The sequence below is a fragment of the Streptomyces africanus genome (assembly GCF_030816955.1).
Lineage (GTDB): Bacteria > Actinomycetota > Actinomycetes > Streptomycetales > Streptomycetaceae > Streptomyces > Streptomyces africanus.
Genome location: NZ_JAUSYP010000001.1, coordinates 2,607,635 through 2,625,322, shown reverse-complemented (window position 1 = coordinate 2,625,322; position 17,688 = coordinate 2,607,635). Strand labels below are relative to the sequence as shown.

The following is a 17,688-nucleotide window of genomic DNA, read 5'->3' as shown; positions in this document are numbered from 1 at the left end:
ACGGCTCGATCCGGTCACACCGGCGTGACCGGCACCCCTCCCGCCGCCGCGCCCAGCAGGGTCAGCCGCACCTCTCCCGGCCCCGACGGTGTGGTCCCGTCGGACAACACCGCCAACGCCAGTGTGTTGGCACCACGTGTGCGGAGGATCCCGTTCGGCAGCACGAACGTATGCTGCGGACCTACGTCGTTGATGTACTGGCCCATGTTCCAGCCGTTGAGGAAGATCTGGACGCGGTAGGCCCGCTTCGGGTCGTCGTCGAGGACGAGCCCGATCGAGGCGTCGACGCCCGGGTCGACGTCCAGCCGGAAGTCCGTCCGGTACCAGGTGACGCCCTGCCGCCGGTCGGCACGCGGCAGTTCGGCGTCCTTCCAGTCCCCGTCGTCGTACTCCGGGAGATGCCAGCCCTCGCGTTCCCCGTACAGCCCGCCGTTGTTCATCGGCCCGCGCACGGGATCGGGCGCCGACGCGCCCTGGATCCGCCAGGTCACCTTCGGGGCGGCGCCCTCGAAGGTGACGGCGGTCAGCCCGCGCGCTGCCTTGTGCGTGTCGCGTGCCGTGCCGTCCATGTCGTGCTGCATCCGCCGGACGAGCACGGACAGCACGTGCCGCTGCTCCGGGCTCTGCGCACGGAACTTCTTCCGCAGGCCCTTCGGCAGGGCGAAGGTGGCCTTCGCCGTCCAGGTCCCCTGCCGTGCCCGGTCCTTGTCCGGCACCGGCATCCGGTGCGTGCCCAGCGGCTCGCCGTCCAGCCAGGCCATCAGCAGGCCCTGCGTGCCCGTGCTGTAGTCGAGGGACACGGACTCCAGGCCGCGTCCGTCCGTCCACTCGCCCCGGTACCAGACGTCGCCGTAGTGGAAGCCGTAGTCGTCGGCGAACAGGACGGGCTGCCCGTCGGGCACGGGCGTCGTACTGAACGACGTCTTCCGGTCGGCCGCCGTCCAGCCGGAGTCGTCGAAGCCGGGCTCGGCCTCCGGGTTCTCGGCCCGCCGCCGCCAGCCGTCGAGGGCGGGCAGGGCCGGCCGGGTCACGCCGGGGAGCGGGCGCAGCGCCAGCAGACTGCCGGAGGCGCTGATCCGGGTGGGCACCGGGCGCCCGTTCCACGTGACATGGGTGATCCCGCGCGGCCCCCACACCTCCAGGCCGGTCTGGGCGGTGGTGTCACCGGTGAGGTGGACCGTGGAGCCGCGCAGCGTGGCCGACCGCAGCAGCGCCGGGCCGTAGACGAGGAGCGGGCCGGACGGCGTCTCGTACGGCCACAGCCTGAGGGCCGTCGCGTCGTCGGCGAACAGCAGCAGCATCGGCGTGTCCACGCCGTCGCCCTCGACGCGCACCCGGCTCAGCCCGCCGGCGCCGAGCGGAGCGGTGACGTTGAGCTTGCCGAGGTTCCAGGACCACGCGGGCTCCGCGTCCAGCCGCATGGGCGTCGGCTCGTCCGCGCAGTCCAGTACGACCTGCGCCAGATCGCCCCGCCGGCCCGCGAACACCGCGATCTCCTGCCGTCCGGCGGTCAGGCTCAGCATGGGCTGCACGGTGGCGTGCACCAGCGTCCGCTTCCCGAGCTTCAGCCCGGCGGCGATCAGCTTGGCGTCCCGCGCCGGGACCGTCACCGGCACGTCGATCCCGGCGTCCGGCAGCGTCGAGGACACCGCCTCGCCGGAGTCGTTGCGCAGGACGTAGAAGTGGGCGCCGGTGTCGGGGTTGGCCAGGTGGTAGACCTTGATCCGCTCGTCGGCGGCCCGCACGGCCTTCGCCCGGTTCAGCCTGGCGAGGTCCGGCACGTACCGCAGCAACTGCCCGAGCTGGTGCATCGATGCGAGCTTCGGGGTGGCGTTGCGGGCCTCGTCGAACGCGGCCCCGTAGTCGTACGACGTGTAGACGACCGGCGCGGGCAGCCAGCCCCAGGAGGTGCCGCCGTACGTCATGTAGACGTTGTGCAGCGTGATGCCGTTGGCGAGGTTGGTGAGGTAGAAGCGCCGCTCGTACGCCGCGTCCCGGGTGCGGCGGGCCTCGGCGTAGCCCTTCCCGTCGAACCAGGACCCGCCCCACGGGTCGAACCAGCCCCCGCCGAACTCGGGCACGAACCCGGGCGTGCGCGGACTGGCCGTGGCCCCGCCCTTCGTCCCGCCCGCCCCGAAGTGCCCCCAGTCGGGCGGCACCTCGTCCGGCTCCGGGTACCCGTCGAACCCGTACAGCCAGCGCCCCTTCTCCCCGCCGGTGGGGAACGACCCCGGGGCCCAGTCCCCGTTGCGCCCGTCGTCGTTGTGGAACAGCGGCACGTCGATGCCGTCGGCGCGGACCTTCTCGTACAGGTACGACATGTAGGCGCGCCCGGTCGGCTCGTCGACGTGCGCGTCGTACTCGTTCTCGAGCTGGTAGAGCAGCACCGTGCCCGTGCCCCGGGTGAACAGGCGCTTCGCGACGATGGCGTTCACGGCGGTCAGCCACTCGTCGACGTACCGCAGATACGTCGGGTCGGAGGTGCGGGCCGTGCCCTCGGTCGCGGTCAGCCAGCCGGGGAAGCCGCCGGCGTCGACCTCGGCGTTGATGTACGGGCCGGGCCGCAGGATCACGTACAGACCGGTCTCGGCGGCCATGCGCAGGAACAGGTCGAGGTCGCGCACGCCGGTGAAGTCGTACCGGCCGGGGGCGGGGGAGTGGTAGTTCCAGGCGACGTACACGCTGACGGCGTTGTAGCCGTGGGCACGCATCTTCTCCAGCATGTCCCGCCACAGGGACGGGCTCGGCAGCCGGAAGGGGTGCAGCTCGCCCGACCAGAGGACGAGGCGCCGGCCGTCGACCAGCAGCGAGTACCGGTCGAAGCCGACCTCGTGCCGCCGGCCGTCCGCGCTCGGCACCGGTGGCGGCGGGCCCGTGCGCACGGGCCGTGCCGGGTTGGCGGAGGTCGGCGACCCGCTGCCGGTCAGCGCGAAGCCGAGCGCCGCCGTGCCGGCGAGAGCGTGGAAGGTACGCCTGCTGAGCTCCAAGGGAGCGCCTCCTGTTGTGCTTCCGTGCCGTACGTGGTGCTGGTGGGTCATTGTCTACGGGACCGCGACAATGGTCGTATGAGGATCTCGGCACGTGCGGACTACGCGGTACGAGCGGTCGTGGAACTGGCCGTCCGGCAGGGCGAAGGGCCGGTCAAGGCGGAGGCCGTCGCCACCGCGCAGGACATCCCCCACAAGTTCCTGGAGGGGATCCTCGGCGATCTGCGGCGCGGCGGTGTCGTCGACAGCCGGCGCGGCGGGGGCGGCGGCTACCGGCTGGCCCGGGAGGCCGCGGAGATCACGGTCGCGGACGTGATCCGGGCCGTGGACGGACCGATCGTCTCGGTGCGCGGCGAGCGCCCGACCGGCCTCGCCTACTCCGGCACGGCCGAGCCGCTGCTGCCGCTGTGGATCGCCCTGCGGGCCAATGTGCGCAGGATCCTGGAGGGCGTGACGATCGCCGACCTCGCGGCCGGGGCGCTGCCCGAGCCGGTGGAGCGGCTGGCGGCGGAACCGGCGGCCTGGGAGAACCCGTGACGGGCCGCGTCCGCGGGGGAGCCGGTGGGTGATCCTCATCGCGTCCTCGGGGGGTCCTGGGGCTGGCGCACTCGTAACGCACCTTATGTGCCTGCCGACATCCCGTGTGAATTCCCGCCACTGTGAATGGCCGGAGACCGCCCTGGCCGACTCCCCCCGTCCTGCGTACGATGCGACCGCTCCCGGCCTTCACAGCTCCTCCATGGAATGGTCACAGGTCGGGCGCGCATGCGCTGTCGTCTTGACATGCCCATGCCTCCTCCATGTTCCACCCCCCACGAACGGATGGGAGAACCATGGCCGGTGGCCTGCTCCTGAGCGGCGCGATCGCAGCGCTCCTCACCAGCGCACTCCCCGCACAATCCCCGTCCTCCGGGTTCGTCGACCCGCCCCCGGACAAGATCGTCATCAAGGTCGCCACGGTGAACGGCTCCGGCTGCCCGCAGGGCACGGCAGCGGTCGCCGTCTCCGAGGACAACACGGCGTTCACGGTCACCTACAGTGACTACCTCGCCCAGGCCGGCGGAGGCTCCGACCCGACCGCGTTCCGCAGGAACTGCCAGCTCAGCCTGATCGTCCACGTGCCCCAGGGCTTCACGTACGCCATCGCCAGCGCCGACTACCGAGGCTTCGCCTCACTCCAGCGCGGCGCGAGCGCCTCCCAGCGAGCCTCGTACTACTTCCAGGGCTCGCCCAGCACGGTGGCCAGGAACCACCCCTTCAGCGGCCCCTACAACGACAACTGGCAGGCCACCGACGAGACGGACTGGGCCCAACTGGTCTACGCACCCTGCGGAGTCCAGCGCAACTTCAACATCAACACCGAACTCCGGGTCAACGCCGGCACCCAGTCGGCCGACAAGGTCAGCTTCATGACGATGGACTCGACGGACGGGGACATCAGCACGGTGTACCACATGGCGTGGAAGGAGTGCCCGGAGTCCTGACGGGTGAGGGGCGGCCCACCGGGGCGTTGAGCCGGGTGGGCCGCCCGGGACGGGTTCATGTGCTGTGGCTCAGCCGCTGTGGCTCAGCTGCCGGGCGAAGCGGCGGACGGCATCGCTGAAGGCGTCCGGATCGTCGAAGTTCGCGAGATGCCCGGCTCTCGGGACCAGCTCGACGCGGGCCCGCGGATGCGCCCGGGCGAACTCCGCCTCGCCGGACCGGAAGACGCCGTCCTTCTCGCCGTTCAGGATGAGCACCGGAGCCGCCACATGACGCATCGCGTCCGCGTCGAAACGCCCCAGCACCTCGCCCCAGGCGGCGGGGAGGGTGTGAAAGGCGTAACCGGACCGGATCGTGGCCTCGACGACCTCGGCCGGATACATCCTGTGCAGCAACCAGTCGTTCCACCCGGCCAGCCGATCCGCGGGCAGCCGCGGCACGAGCCCGGCGACCCACCGGTACGGCACCGCCCACGCCCCGCGAGTCGAGGCACTGGCCCCCGCGAGCACCAGCCCGCGCAACCGCTCCGGGTGAACCCGCGCGAACTCCAGCGAGGCGTAACCCCCGAGCGAGTGCCCCACCACCAGGGCAGGCCCGCACCCGAGCGACTCCACGGCACCGCTGATGACCTCAACGGCCGCTTTCAGACTCCAGGCCTCGGCGGAACGGGACCCGTGACCTGGCAGATCGACCGCGGCGACGGGGAACTCGTCCCGCAGCGCGGCGAGTTGCGGGCTCCACTGCCCCGCGCTGAACCGCGTCCCGTGCACGAAGACGATGGGCGGTCCGTCGACTGCCGTCATGATCCCCCCCGAATCGAACCGACTCCGCTGCCGGACCGACCTTACGCCGACACCCGCTCACGAAAGCCGCTTGAGCCGCTGCCCTCCCTGGGAAAGGCTCTGTCCCCATGGAGTTCTTCTGTCACCACCGCGATCGCCCCGGCTCGCTGCCGCTGCGCGAAGAGCTGCTGGAGCAGCACTGGTCCTACATGGACCAGTATGCGACGGAGATGATCGCCCGGGGCCCGACCTTCACCAGTGACGGCGAAACCCTCACCGGCAGTGTCCACATCCTCGACCTGCCGGATCCCGCCACCGCCCGCGCCTTCGCCTTCGACGAGCCCAACTACCAGGCAGGGGCGTACCGGGACGTGATGCTGCGCCGCTGGCGCAACGTCCTGGGCCGCACCATGTGGGACTTCCCCGGGGGCCCGACGACCGGCAACCGCTACCTCGTACTCGGACTGGGGGGCCCGGACCCGGCGGCGTCCGACCTCGACGCACCGCCCGATTCGGACGACCTGATCGCCTACGGCCCCCTGCTGTCCGACGACGGCTCCGACTGGCTGGGCACGGCGGCGCTGGTCCGGGCCCCGGACGGGGAGACGGCACGCGGTGTCCTGACGCGGGGGCGGTATGCCGATGTCGAGGTGCATGCGTGGGAGTTCGGAGGGCGGCGGTGACGGGCGCCGGCGTCAGCCTTGTTCCACGCCCAGCGTCAGCGTGCCCGCGTAGCCGGACGATGTCGTGCTGCCGAGGGGGGTGAGCGTGAGGAGGCCTGATGCCGCGCCCCCGTCGTCGTAGATCGAGTCCTGGGCGAGGGTGGTCCGGGGGACCGTGTTGACGGCGTACTGGGGGAGCGACGCGACCCTCCTCGTGATCGTCTCGTTGAAGAAGAGCTGGCCGGTGTGGAGTTCCTGACCGCCGGTGAAGGAGCCGTCGGGGGTCAGGGTCACGTCCGTGTGGACCTTGATGTGGATGTGGACACAGCGGCCTTGGTACCAGCCGGGGTAGACCGAGGTGATCTTCGCGATGCCGTCGGAGCCGGTGAGGACACCGCCGCGCAGGAACGTGCCGTTGTCGGGCTCGTCGTGGCCGTTGTCGCCCACGAAGCCGGAGTACTCGCCGAGAGCGTCGGCGTGCCAGATCTCGACCAGGGCGTTTTCGAGCGGTGCGCAGGTGTCGTCGTCGACGACCGTGAGCGTCAGCTTCAGGGGGATGCCGGTCTTGTCCTCGCTGATGTCGGAGCGGACGTACTGGCCGTCGAGGTAGTAGGGGCCTTCGGTCATCTCCCTCGTGAGCGTGCAGACGGCTGCGGCGGCCACGGGGGCGGTGGTGCCGACGTCTGTCCTGGCGGCGGCGCCGACCGCAAGGGTGACGGCGGTGGCGCCGGTCGCCATCAGGACGGCACGGCGTCCGATGGGGGTGTTCGCTGCTGAGGCGGTGCCTGTCTTGTCTGTCATGAGCACGGCAGACTAGGAGTCGTTGCTGTCAGTGGCCTGTGTGTTCGGCAAAGTGATGTGCCGTCAAGTGTCTTGTAGGCCAGGTCCCGAATTGCGAGCTGCTCCAGGCCGGTGGCGGTTGTTGCTGCGCGGACCATTGACGCGCAAGAGGTTCGATTCTACGGTCCGTTCGAACTTGCGATCGCTGTTCGAAATGTCGGTCAGCTGTGCCCCCACCGCAAGGAGGACCGTATGAGCCGCTCCATCCTGCGCAAGAGAACCGCCCTGCTCGCCCTCCCCGCCGCCCTGCTCGCCCTCGTTCCGAGCACGGCGTCGGCGTACCCCAACCCCGGCCGCGTCACCGGCGACATCGTCACCCACGACCCGTCGATGATCCGCACCTCGTCCGGTCAGTACCTGCTCTACGCCACCGGCGGCGGCATCGCCAACAAGACCTCCACCGACCGCACCGCCTTCAGGAACGGCGGCGACGCCTTCTCCAGCAGGCCGAGCTGGTGGCGGAACTACTCCTCCGTGCCGGAGGCCTGGGCGCCGGACATCTCGTACCACGGCGGCAAGTACCTGATGTACTACTCCGTCTCGAAGTTCGGCTCGAACACCTCCGCCATCGGTCTCGCGACCTCCAGCACCGGTCAGCCGGGCAGCTGGACCGACCAGGGGACCGTCTACAGCTCGAACTCCGCCAGTGACTTCAACGCCATCGACCCGAACCTCTTCGTGAACGACGACGGCAAGTGGTGGCTGTCCTTCGGCAGTTGGTGGACCGGAATCAAGATGATCCAGATCAACCCCTCCACGGGAAAGCAGCTCAGCTCCAACACCACCCGCTACTCCCTCGCCTCCCGCCCCACCGGGACCAAGGCCGTCGAGGCGCCCTTCATCGTCAAACGGGACGGGTACTACTACCTCTTCGCCTCCTACGACACCTGCTGCAACGGCACCAGCTCGACGTACAAGGTGAAGGTCGGGCGTGCCTCCAGCATCACCGGGCCGTACCGCGACAAGAACGGCGTCGACCTGATGAACAACGGCGGCACGCCCGTCCTGGAGTCGCACGGCAGCGTCATCGGCCCGGGCGGCCAGTCGATCCTCAAGGACGCCGACGGTGACCTGATCGTCTACCACTACTACGACGGCAACGCGGGCGGCACGCCCAAGCTCGGCATCAACCTCCTGAACTGGAGCAGCGGATGGCCCGTCGCCTACTGACCCTGCTGGCCGTCCTGCTGCTCGCCCTCACCCTCGGCCAGCCCACCGCGAGCGCCGCCTCGTTCGCCAACCCGGTCAAGTCCGTCAAGGGCGCCGACCCCTGGATCTCCTACCACGACGGCAACTACTACCTGGTGACGACCAGTTGGACCGACGTCATCACCATCCGCAAGTCCGCCACCCTCGCCGGGCTCTCCACCGCGCCCAGCGTGCAGGTGTGGAAGGGCGACGCCGCCTCCCGGTGCTGCAACATCTGGGCACCCGAGCTGCACTTCGTGGGCGGCCGCTGGTACCTGTACTACGTCGCCGGGCAGAACGTGTCCGACTACAACCCGACGCAGCGCAGCCATGTGCTGGAGAGCGCCGGGTCCGACCCGATGGGCCCCTACACCTACAAGGGGCAGCTCAACTCCGCCTGGATGCTGGACCCGAGCCTGATGAACGTGGGCGGCCGGCTGTACATGCTGGGCAGCGCGATCACCACCGGCGGGACGCAGAACCTCGTCATCGCGCCGATGTCCAACCCGTACACCGTCAGCGGCTCCTACGCGACGATCTCGACACCGACGTACGCCTGGGAGCGGCAGGGCGGCACCGTCAACGAGGGCGCGGAGGTGCTGCAACGCGGCGGCCGGACCTTCCTGGTCTACTCCGCGAGCGGCTGCTGGACGCCCGACTACAAACTCGGGCAACTGGAGCTCACCGGCTCCGACCCGCTGTCCGCCTCCTCCTGGACGAAGAAGTCCACGCCTGCCTTCCAGCGCAGTGACGCGAACGGGGTGTACGGGCCCGGCCACAACGGCTTCTTCACCTCACCCGACGGCCGCGAGAACTGGATTGTCTACCACGCCAACGACTCCGCCTCCGAGGGCTGCGACAACGGCCGTACGACCCGGGGCCCAGAAGTTCACCTGGAACTCCGACGGGACCCCGAACTTCGGCACGCCCGTCCGGCTCGGGGCGTCCCAGCCCGGGCCGTCCGGCGAACCGGCGTCCGCCGCCACGACCTACACCGTCTCCAACCGCAACAGCGGCAAGTGCCTGGACGTCGCCGGCAGTTCGTCGGCCGACGGAGCCAACGTCGTGCAGTACACCTGCAACGGCGGAACCAACCAGCGCTGGCGCCTGGAGGACCTGGGCGACGACACCCACCGACTGGTGAACGCCGCCACCGGCAAGGTCCTCGACACGGCCGACTGCTCGACCGCCGACGGCGCGGACCTACGCCAGTGGTCCTGGCTGAACAACACCTGCCAGCGGTTCCGTTTTACGGCCACCGACAGCGGCTACGTCCGCATCACCAACCAGGCCACCGGCAAGGTGGCCGACGTGGCCGACTGCTCGACGGTGGACGGCGCAGACGTACGCCAGTGGTCCTGGCTCAACAACACCTGCCAACAGTGGAGGTTGAACCCGGTGTAGTGCGATTGCCCTTTCAGGGGTGCGGGGAACTGGGCGATCAACCACGGACAACCCCGCACCCGCCCACCCACACAGACCACCTACGGCGAGAAGGCCCTACCCGGCCTGCCCCATCCCCGCCGCGTTGGGCCACGCCTGCGCCCCCGGCCACCCGGTCGCCGGCGCAGGCGACAACCCGTTCGTCCCCCTGACCTGTGCCGCCGTCAACCCGCCCCGCGCGGGAACCCCCGGCGGCGTGGGCCCGGTGGCGGCCGGCGCGGGAGCCGGCGCCGCGGCCGGGACCGGCGCCTGCGCCACAGGCGCCAGCGGCGGCGCCGGCGCGGCCATGGGCTGAGGCGCCGGCTGCGGCACGGACTGCGGGGCAGGCTGCGGCACGGACTGCGGCACAGGCTGAGGAACGGGCTGCGGCATCTGCTGCTGCCCCATCTGCCCGAAGCGCACACCCTGCCCGGTCTGCCCGACCTGCGCCGCCGCCGGCATCGGCATCCCACCGCTCGGCCCGGCGGGCACGGCACCCGCCGGCACGGCGGACGCGGCGGCGGGGAGCGGCATACCGGTGCCGGCGGCAGCCGGAGCGACGGCGGGCCCGGGAGCGCCGCCGCCGGTGGCCTGCGCGGCAAGGCCCCGCATGCCGGATCCGTTGGTCTCGCTCACCAGACGGTCCACTGCCGCCGTACCCGAGCTGTAGCTGGTCCCATTGCCCAGCTCGGGTACGGCGGCTCCCCTCCTGGACGTCCCGTAGAGCACCTGTTCCAGGCCGGACACCAGGCGACGCACGTCCACCTGGGGGCGCACCACGAGACGCAGGAAGCGGCTGGACGAACCGATCTTGTTGCCGCACTCGCGGACCAGGATCCGGTGCTCGGTGAGCATCCGGTCCCGGACCACGGTGCCCTCGGCGCCCACGGGGAGGCGCACGAAGAGGAAGTTGCCCTGCGACGGGTAGACCGTCAGCCCGGGCAGGGAGGACAGCTGGCTGGCCATGTCGAGGCGGTCGCGCCGGACCTGCTGGAGGCTCTGCGCGTACTCGGCGCCGTGCTCCTTCAGCATGAAGACGACGTGCTCGGCGAAGGAGTTGAGGTTCCACTTGGGCAGCATGGAGCGGACGCGTCCGGCGAGCGCCGGGTTGGCGACCAGGTAGCCGAAACGGATGCCGTGCAGGCCGAAGTTCTTGCCGAGGCTGCGCAGCACGATGACGTTGGGCCGCAGCATCGCCTCCTGCACGACACTCGGCTCGGCCTCGGCGTCCGCGAACTCCAGGAACGACTCGTCGATGACGACCAGGTCGAGGTCGGCCATGGCGTCCATGAACTGGACGATGGCGTGCTTGTGCAGGAAGCCGCCGTCGGGGTTGTTGGGGTTGCAGATGACGGCGACGCGCGTGCCCCGGGCGCGGATGAACTCGGCGTACTGCGCGAGGTCGAGGGCGAACCCGCTGGACTCCTGGAGCGGGAACATGTCGACCCGCTTGCCGGTCTCCATGGGCTGGTCGGTCCAGCGGCCGAAGGTGGGGACGGGGATGGCGAGGGACTCGCGGACGAGCAGGTGGTCGATCCAGGTGATCAGCTCGGTGGAGCCGTTGCCCATCGCCACGCACTGCGGCGGCAGCTGGAGCAGGCTGCACAGCTCGGCCGTGATGGTGTCGGCGCTGGACGGGTAGTACGTGATGATGTCGCGGAGTCTGGCCGACATGTCGTCGAACATGGCCGGGGTGGGGAAGTACGGGTTGCAGGGGATGCAGAAGTCCACTGGCCCCGCACCTTCGCCGCCCTCACGTGTCAACGCCGCCATCGACGGGCTGTGCGCCGCGGTGCTGCGGAACAGCGACGTGACGTTGTCGGCCATGGAACCTCCGTACAGGGCGGATCCGCTGGGGACGGCCGGACCCGACGTTTAAGGACGGCCCGCGCGGGGGAGCGCGGGCCGCCCTTAGATACGGAGGCTGCGGTGGCACTGTTCAACCACTGGGGTTTCCCTCAGAAAATTGTGTGCCACCTGTGAAGACGATCAGCAGCCGAACGTGTGGACCGTCGTCGTCCGGTACGTCTGCCCGGGCCGCAGCACCGTCGACGGGAACGACGGCTTGTTCGGCGAGTCCGGGAAGTGCTGCGTCTCCAGGCAGAGCGCGTCGCCCTGCCGGTAGATGCGGCCGGTCGGGCCGGTCAGCGTGCCGTCGAGGAAGTTGCCGGAGTAGAACTGCAGGCCCGGCTCGTTCGTGGCGATCTTCAGGCTGCGGCCGGAGGCGGGGTCGCGCAGGGTGGCGACGTGCTCGGGCCGGGCGGTGATGCCCTTGTCGAGGACCCAGTTGTGGTCGAAGCCCTTGGCGGTGACCAGCTGGGGGTGCGAGGTGCGGATGTCCCGGCCGATCGCCTTGGCGCGGGTGAAGTCGAAGGGCGTGCCCGCGACCTTCGCCAGCTCGCCCGTCGGGATCAGGCCCGAGTCGGTGGGCGTGAAGCGGGAGGCCGCGATCTGCAGTTCGTGGTCCTCGATCGTGCCGCTGCCCGCGCCGGCCAGGTTCCAGTAGACGTGGCTGGTGAGGTTGACGACGGTGGCCTTGTCGGTGGTGGCCTCGTAGTCGATGCGCCAGTCGCCGTGCCGCGTGAGCGTGTAGGTCACCTTCGTCTTGAGGGTGCCCGGGTAGCCCATCTCGCCGTCGACGCTCGTGTAGTACAGATGCAGACCGACGTCGGAGCCCTTGGTGAACGGCTCGACGTCCCACACGCGCTTGTCGAAGCCCTTGGCGCCGCCGTGCAGGCTCTGCTCGCCGTCGTTGACGGAGAGCTGGTAGTCCTTGCCGTCGAGGGTGAACTTGCCCTTGCCGATGCGGTTGCCGTAGCGGCCGATCAGCGCGCCGAAGTACGGGCTCTTGGCGACGTAGTCCTCGATGTTGTCGAAGCCCGCGGAGACGTTGGCGTAGCGGCCGCGGCGGTCGGGGATCTCCAGCGACTGGACGATGCCGCCGTAGGAGAGGACCTTCAGGCGGGTGCCGCCGTTCTCCAGCGACCAGCTGTAGACCTTGGTGCCGTCGGCGAGCTTGCCGAAGAGCTTCTTCACCGGCTTCCTGCCTCCCGTGGCGTGCGCCGTGCCGCCGAGCGTGGTGGCGGCCATTCCCGCCGCCGCGGCTCCCGCGATGACCGTGCGTCTGTTCAGTTCCATGCGTGCGGCTCCCGATAAGGAGAGGGCCCCGCCTTGGCGGCGGGGCCCCGATCTGACTTACGAACCGACCTTGCGCTTGTTCCACACGTCGAACCCGACTGCCGCCAGGAGCACCAGGCCCTTGATGACCTGCTGCCAGTCGGTGCCGATGCCGACGAGGTTCATACCGTTGTTCAGCACGCCCAGGACCAGGCCACCGATGATCGCGCCGAGGACGGTGCCGACACCGCCGCTCATCGACGCGCCGCCGATGAACGAGGCGGCGATCGCCTCCAGCTCGAAGTTGAGGCCGGCCTTGGGAGAGGCCGCGTTGAAGCGGGCGGCGAAGACCAGACCCGCCAGGGCCGCGAGCATGCCCATGTTCAGGAAGACCAGGAAGGTGACCTTCTTGTCCTTCACACCCGACAGCTTGGCCGCGGGCAGGTTGCCGCCGATGGCGTAGATGTGGCGGCCGATGATCGCGTTGCGCATGATGTAGCCGAAGCCGACGAGCAGCACGCCCAGGATGAGAAGCACGATCGGGGCGCCCTTGTAGCTGGCCAGCAGCATCGTCAGCGTCAGCACGGCGGCGCCGATCGCGACCAGCTTCAGCAGGAACAGCTTGACGGGCGGGACTTCCAGGTCGAACTCCTGCTGCCGCTTGCGGTCCCGGACCTCCTGGAAGATCACGAAGGCGATCATCGCGAAGCCCAGCAGCAGCGTGAGGTTGTGGTAGTTGGTCTCCGGACCGACCTCGGGGAGGAACCCGTTGGCGACCTTCTGCAGCCCGTCCGGGAACGGGCCGAGCGTCTGGCCCTCCAGGAAGATCTCGGTCAGACCGCGGAAGATCAGCATGCCCGCCAGGGTCACGATGAACGACGGTATGCCGCCGTACGCGATGAAGAACCCTTGGACGGCACCCGCGGCCGCGCCCACGGCCAGGCAGAGCACCACGGCGATCGGCCAGGAAATATCCTGTTTGACCATGAACACGGCGGCCATGGAGCCGACGAACGCCGTCAGTGAGCCGACCGACAGGTCGATGTGGCCCGCGATGATGACGAGCATCATGCCGATCGCGAGGATCAGGATGTAGCTGTTCTGCAGGACCAGGTTGGAGACGTTGCGCGGCAGCAGCAGGTCGCCGTCGGTCCACACGGCGAACAGCACCACGATCAGGCCGAGCGCGATCAGCATGCCGTACTGGCGCATGTTGCGGCGCATACCGTCCAGTACCAGCTGCAGGAGTCCGTCGCCGGTGGCCGCCCCTCCCTTGCCGGGCGGCGCGGGGGCCGGCGTCTTGGCGGTCACGTCCGTGCTCATCGGGTTACCTCTTTGTCCTTCGTCATCTGACGCATCAGCGATTCCTGGGAGGCCTCGGCCCGCGAGAACTCACCGGTCAGCCGCCCCGCGGCCATCGTGTAGATGCGGTCGCACATGCCGAGCAGTTCGGGCAGCTCGGAGGAGATGAAGACGACCGCCTTGCCCTGGGCGGCCAGCTGGTCGATGACCGTGTAGATCTCGTACTTGGCACCGACGTCGATCCCGCGCGTCGGCTCGTCCAGGATCAGCACCTCCGGGCCGGAGAAGATCCACTTGCTGAGGACGACCTTCTGCTGGTTGCCGCCGGACAGCTTCCCCACCGGCTCGAAGACGGTCGGCGCCTTGATGTTCATGGACTTGCGGAAGCCCTCGGCGACCTGCCGCTCCTCGTGCTCGTCGACCACACCGCGCTTGGCGACCTTGCTCAGGGCGGTCAGCGAGATGTTCCGGTTGATGGTGTCGATGAGGTTGAGGCCGTAGTGCTTGCGGTCCTCGGTGACGTACGCGATTCCGTGCTTGACCGCCTCGGGGACGGACTTCGTACGGATCTCCTTGCCGTCCCTGAGGACCGTGCCGCCCGCGTACCGGCCGTACGTCCGCCCGAAGACGCTCATGGCGAGTTCGGTGCGGCCGGCGCCCATCAGGCCCGCGATGCCGACGATCTCGCCGCGCCGCACCTGGAGGGAGACGTCGTCGACGACCTTGCGCTGCTGGTCGATCGGGTGGAACACGGTCCAGTCCCGGATCTCCAGGGCGGGCGCCACGCCCTCCTCGGGCTCGTGCGGCGACCGCTCGGGGAAGCGGTGCTCCAGGTCGCGGCCGACCATGCCGCTGATGATCCGGTCCTCGGTGGTCTCCGGCGCCTTCACATCGAGGGTCTCGATGGTCTGGCCGTCGCGCAGGATCGTCACCGAGTCGGCGACCTTGCGGATCTCGTTGAGCTTGTGGGAGATGATGATCGAGGTGATGCCCTGCTTCTTCAACTCCAGGATCAGATCCAGGAGTTTGTCGCTGTCCTCGTCGTTCAGGGCCGCGGTCGGCTCATCCAGGATGAGCAGCTTCACCTTCTTCGACAGGGCCTTCGCGATCTCCACGAGCTGCTGCTTGCCCACGCCGATGTCGGCGACGCGGGTGTCCGGGTGGTCGGCCAGACCGACCCGGCGCAGCAGTTCCGTGGCGTGCCGCAGGGTCTCGGTCCAGCTGATGATCCCCCGCGTGGCGTGCTCGTTGCCGAGGAAGATGTTCTCCGCGAGGGAGAGGTAGGGCACCAGGGCCAGTTCCTGGTGGATGATCACGATGCCGCGCTCTTCGCTGGCCCGGATGTCCTTGAACTGGCAGACCTCACCCTCGAAGAGGATGTCTCCCTCGTAGGTGCCGTGCGGGTGGACGCCGGAGAGGACCTTCATCAGGGTCGACTTGCCGGCGCCGTTCTCTCCGCAGATGGCGTGGACCTCGCCCTGCCGGACGGTCAGGGTGACGTCCGAGAGCGCCTTGACGCCGGGAAAGGTCTTGACGATCGAGCGCATTTCCAGGACGGGTCCCGCCATGGTCGTGCCTTCCAATCAGAGTGAGCCGGCGGTTTCTAGAGGTCGCTTGCCTTGATGTAGCCGGAGTCGACGACTTCCTTCTGGTAGTTGGTCTTGTCGACGGCGACCGGCTCCAGCAGGTAGGCCGGGACGACCTTCGCACCGTTGTCGTAGGTCTTGGTGTCGTTGACCTCGGGCTTCTTGTCGTTCAGCAGCGCGTCGACCATGTTCGAGGCGACCTTGGCGAGCTGGCGGGTGTCCTTGTAGACGGTCATCGACTGCTGGTCGGCGATGATCGACTTCACCGAGGCGAGCTCGGCGTCCTGGCCGGTGACGATCGGCAGCGGCTTGCTCTTGGAGCCGTAGTCGTCCGACTTCAGCGCCGAGAGGATGCCGATGGAGATGCCGTCGTAGGGGGAGAGGACCGCGTCGACCCGCTCGCTCTTGTAGGCCGAGGTCAGGATGTCGTCCATGCGCTTCTGGGCGGTGCCGCCGTCCCAGCGCAGGGTGGTGACCTGGTTCAGCTTGGTCTGCTTGGAGCGGACGACGAGCTGCTTCTTGTCGATGTAGGGCTGCAGGACGTTCATCGCGCCCTGGAAGAAGTAGCGGGTGTTGTTGTCGTCGTTGGAGCCGGCGAACAGCTCGATGTTGAACGGGCCCTTCTTGGAGCCGTCCTTCAGGCCGAGCTTCTCGACGATGTAGGTGCCCTGGAGCTCGCCGACCTTCTCGTTGTCGAACGACGCGTAGTAGTCGACGTTCTTCGTGCCGAGGATCAGGCGGTCGTAGGAGATGACCGGGATGTTGGCGTCCTTGGCCTGCTGGAGCACGTTGTTCATCGACTTGTTGTCGATGGCCGCGACGATCAGCGCCTTCACACCCTGGGTGATCAGGTTCTCGACCTGCGAGACCTGCTGGTCCGGGTCGTCCTCGCCGTAGACCAGCTGGGTCTTGTAGCCCTTGGACTCCAGGTCCTTCTTGACGTTGTTGCCGTCGGCGATCCAGCGCTCGGAGGACTTGGTCGGCATCGCGATGCCGATGGTGCCGCCCTTGGCGCTGCCCCCGCTCTCCTCGCTGCCACCCTCGCTGTTCTGGCCGCAGGCGGACAGGGTCAGGGCGAGGGACGCGGCTCCGGCTATGGCGGCGAGAGCGGCTCTGCGATTACGCATGATGATCATCCTTGATCTGTGTGCAGGGCTCGGTCTGGGAGGCGCGAAGTCGCTCCGGGTGGTCGTGCCGGAAAGACCGAGAAGAGATGTGTCGGATTGTGGTCGGCTGTGTCTTCTTTTGTGAAGCCGAGTTTCCGGAACGTTATGCCGGGATTTCGAACCGTTGCAGATCGCCCGGCAGCCGGGACCCGAGCGGGGCCATGTCGCCGTCGGCTCCGTGGCGGGCCAGAAGGTCCAGGGCGAGCCGGCCGCGCCGCACGCGTTCCTTGGCCGTGGCCAGGGTCAGCTCCCGCATGTGATGCCCGTAGGGGTAGATCCCGGGCGCCTTGGAGAGGCCGAACTTCAGGTAGAGCGGTGCGCCGCGCCGGATGAGCTCGGCGACCTCGTACATCCGGACGTAGCCGCCGAGGTCGTCGGGGGCCTCGATGTACATGTCCATGGGAGCGCCGGAAACCCGGCGGATCTCGGTGAGGTGATCGAGCGTCAGGTCACTGGGCACGTTGATCGAGTCGCCGCCCAGCTTCTCGTACACCGCGTACGCCGCCGGGTTGACGGGCCCGATGAGCGCGCTCACCTTGAGGGTCGTGTCGGCCGGGATGATTCCGGCGGATCTCGCCCGGTGCAGCGTCCACAGTACGCCCTCGTCGGCGACGAGCAGGCACTTGACGCCCAACTCCGTGGCCCGCACGGCGTCTTCGACACATCCGGCGACGGCGTCGTGGCCGCGGGCGCGCAGTCCGGCCCCCCGCGAGTCGGTGCGCGTTGACCCGCCGATGTCCCACGTGCCGCGCGGGCCGGTGAACAGGCAGAGCTCGATGTCGCGTTCGGCCGTCGCCTCGACCATCTCGGTGATCTCGGCGTCGGTCAGCATCCACACGCCGCTGCCCTGGCTGATCCGGTGGATCGGCACGTCCAGCCGCGAGGCCTCCTTCAGGACCACCGCCAGCGCCTCGGGACCCTCGCACGAGGGAATCTCGGTGCGCCAGCGGCCGCCGCCGGGAAAGGAGTGCGGCGAGGCGTCGGCGGGGTCGAGGGCGGGCGCGTTCAGGCCCAGCGTGGTGAGCGCCTGCTCACCGGGCCTACGGGCTGCCGTGGCGGAAGCGTCGGTCACAGGAAAGTCCTTCGGTTCGGTATTTCGGACGAGGTTCGCGGCTCTGGGTAGATCCTGGCGTCACATTCCCGTCTGCCAGGCG

The 17,688-nt window shown here is 69.1% G+C and carries 13 protein-coding genes and 1 pseudogene; 5 read left to right on the top strand and 9 right to left on the bottom strand.

The features are described from left to right. Nucleotides 1-14: 14 nt before the first annotated feature. Nucleotides 15-2,987, bottom strand: a complete 2,973-nt coding sequence (locus QF034_RS12195; protein WP_307174964.1) for a glycoside hydrolase family 35 protein — start codon at nucleotides 2,985-2,987, stop codon at nucleotides 15-17. A 78-nt stretch (nucleotides 2,988-3,065) separates the two neighbouring features. Here QF034_RS12195 and QF034_RS12190 point away from each other — a divergent pair, with 78 nt between their 5' ends. Both QF034_RS12190 and QF034_RS12185 read left to right on the top strand, forming a co-directional pair. Continuing rightward, a complete protein-coding gene (locus tag QF034_RS12190; protein ID WP_020272842.1) occupies nucleotides 3,066-3,524 on the top strand; it encodes an RrF2 family transcriptional regulator in 459 nt (152 codons plus the stop codon). 296 nt (nucleotides 3,525-3,820) lie between these two features. Continuing rightward, nucleotides 3,821-4,471, top strand: a complete 651-nt coding sequence (locus QF034_RS12185) for a DUF4360 domain-containing protein (protein ID WP_307174963.1) — start codon at nucleotides 3,821-3,823, stop codon at nucleotides 4,469-4,471. 69 nt (nucleotides 4,472-4,540) lie between these two features. Here the strand turns inward: QF034_RS12185 and QF034_RS12180 are convergent, their stop codons facing one another. Continuing rightward, the gene (locus QF034_RS12180; protein ID WP_307174962.1) at nucleotides 4,541-5,272 is read right to left on the bottom strand and encodes an alpha/beta fold hydrolase; all 732 of its coding nucleotides are present in this window, start codon (nucleotides 5,270-5,272) and stop codon (nucleotides 4,541-4,543) included. 107 nt (nucleotides 5,273-5,379) lie between these two features. Between QF034_RS12180 and QF034_RS12175 the strand changes: the two genes are divergently transcribed. Beyond that, nucleotides 5,380-5,934, top strand: a complete 555-nt coding sequence (locus QF034_RS12175; protein ID WP_307174961.1) for a YciI family protein — start codon at nucleotides 5,380-5,382, stop codon at nucleotides 5,932-5,934. A 12-nt stretch (nucleotides 5,935-5,946) separates the two neighbouring features. Here the strand turns inward: QF034_RS12175 and QF034_RS12170 are convergent, their stop codons facing one another. Then, entirely contained in the window at nucleotides 5,947-6,714 is a 768-nt protein-coding gene (locus QF034_RS12170; protein ID WP_307174960.1) for an intradiol ring-cleavage dioxygenase, read from the bottom strand. Between the two features lie 231 nt (nucleotides 6,715-6,945). Between QF034_RS12170 and QF034_RS12165 the strand changes: the two genes are divergently transcribed. Then, on the top strand, nucleotides 6,946-7,923 hold the full coding sequence (locus tag QF034_RS12165) for an arabinan endo-1,5-alpha-L-arabinosidase (protein ID WP_307174959.1): 978 nt from the start codon (nucleotides 6,946-6,948) through the stop codon (nucleotides 7,921-7,923). Then, nucleotides 7,905-9,345: pseudogene (locus QF034_RS12160) on the top strand (family 43 glycosylhydrolase). Before QF034_RS12165 ends, QF034_RS12160 begins: the two are co-directional and overlap by 19 nt. A gap of 96 nt (nucleotides 9,346-9,441) precedes the next feature. On the opposite strand, the gene QF034_RS12155 reads toward QF034_RS12160, so the two are convergent. From QF034_RS12155 to QF034_RS12130, 6 genes are all read right to left on the bottom strand, one after another. Beyond that, on the bottom strand, nucleotides 9,442-11,190 hold the full coding sequence (locus QF034_RS12155; protein ID WP_307174958.1) for a pyridoxal phosphate-dependent aminotransferase: 1,749 nt from the start codon (nucleotides 11,188-11,190) through the stop codon (nucleotides 9,442-9,444). Between the two features lie 162 nt (nucleotides 11,191-11,352). Continuing rightward, nucleotides 11,353-12,501 carry an aldose epimerase family protein gene (locus tag QF034_RS12150; RefSeq protein ID WP_307174957.1) on the bottom strand — a complete coding sequence of 383 codons (1,149 nt, stop codon included), beginning with the start codon at nucleotides 12,499-12,501 and terminating at the stop codon, nucleotides 11,353-11,355. Nucleotides 12,502-12,558: 57 nt separating this feature from the next. After that, nucleotides 12,559-13,803, bottom strand: a complete 1,245-nt coding sequence (gene mmsB, locus QF034_RS12145) for a multiple monosaccharide ABC transporter permease (protein WP_307174956.1) — start codon at nucleotides 13,801-13,803, stop codon at nucleotides 12,559-12,561. Further along, entirely contained in the window at nucleotides 13,800-15,350 is a 1,551-nt protein-coding gene (gene mmsA / locus QF034_RS12140; RefSeq protein WP_307174955.1) for a multiple monosaccharide ABC transporter ATP-binding protein, read from the bottom strand. The genes mmsB and mmsA overlap by 4 nt, the downstream gene beginning before the upstream one ends. Nucleotides 15,351-15,385: 35 nt before the next feature. Beyond that, complete coding sequence (gene chvE / locus QF034_RS12135; protein WP_370880786.1) at nucleotides 15,386-16,495, bottom strand: multiple monosaccharide ABC transporter substrate-binding protein; 1,110 nt, start codon at nucleotides 16,493-16,495, stop codon at nucleotides 15,386-15,388. Between the two features lie 142 nt (nucleotides 16,496-16,637). After that, nucleotides 16,638-17,606, bottom strand: coding sequence for a glycosyltransferase family protein (locus QF034_RS12130; protein WP_307174953.1), 969 nt, complete (start codon nucleotides 17,604-17,606; stop codon nucleotides 16,638-16,640). Nucleotides 17,607-17,688 lie beyond the last annotated feature (82 nt).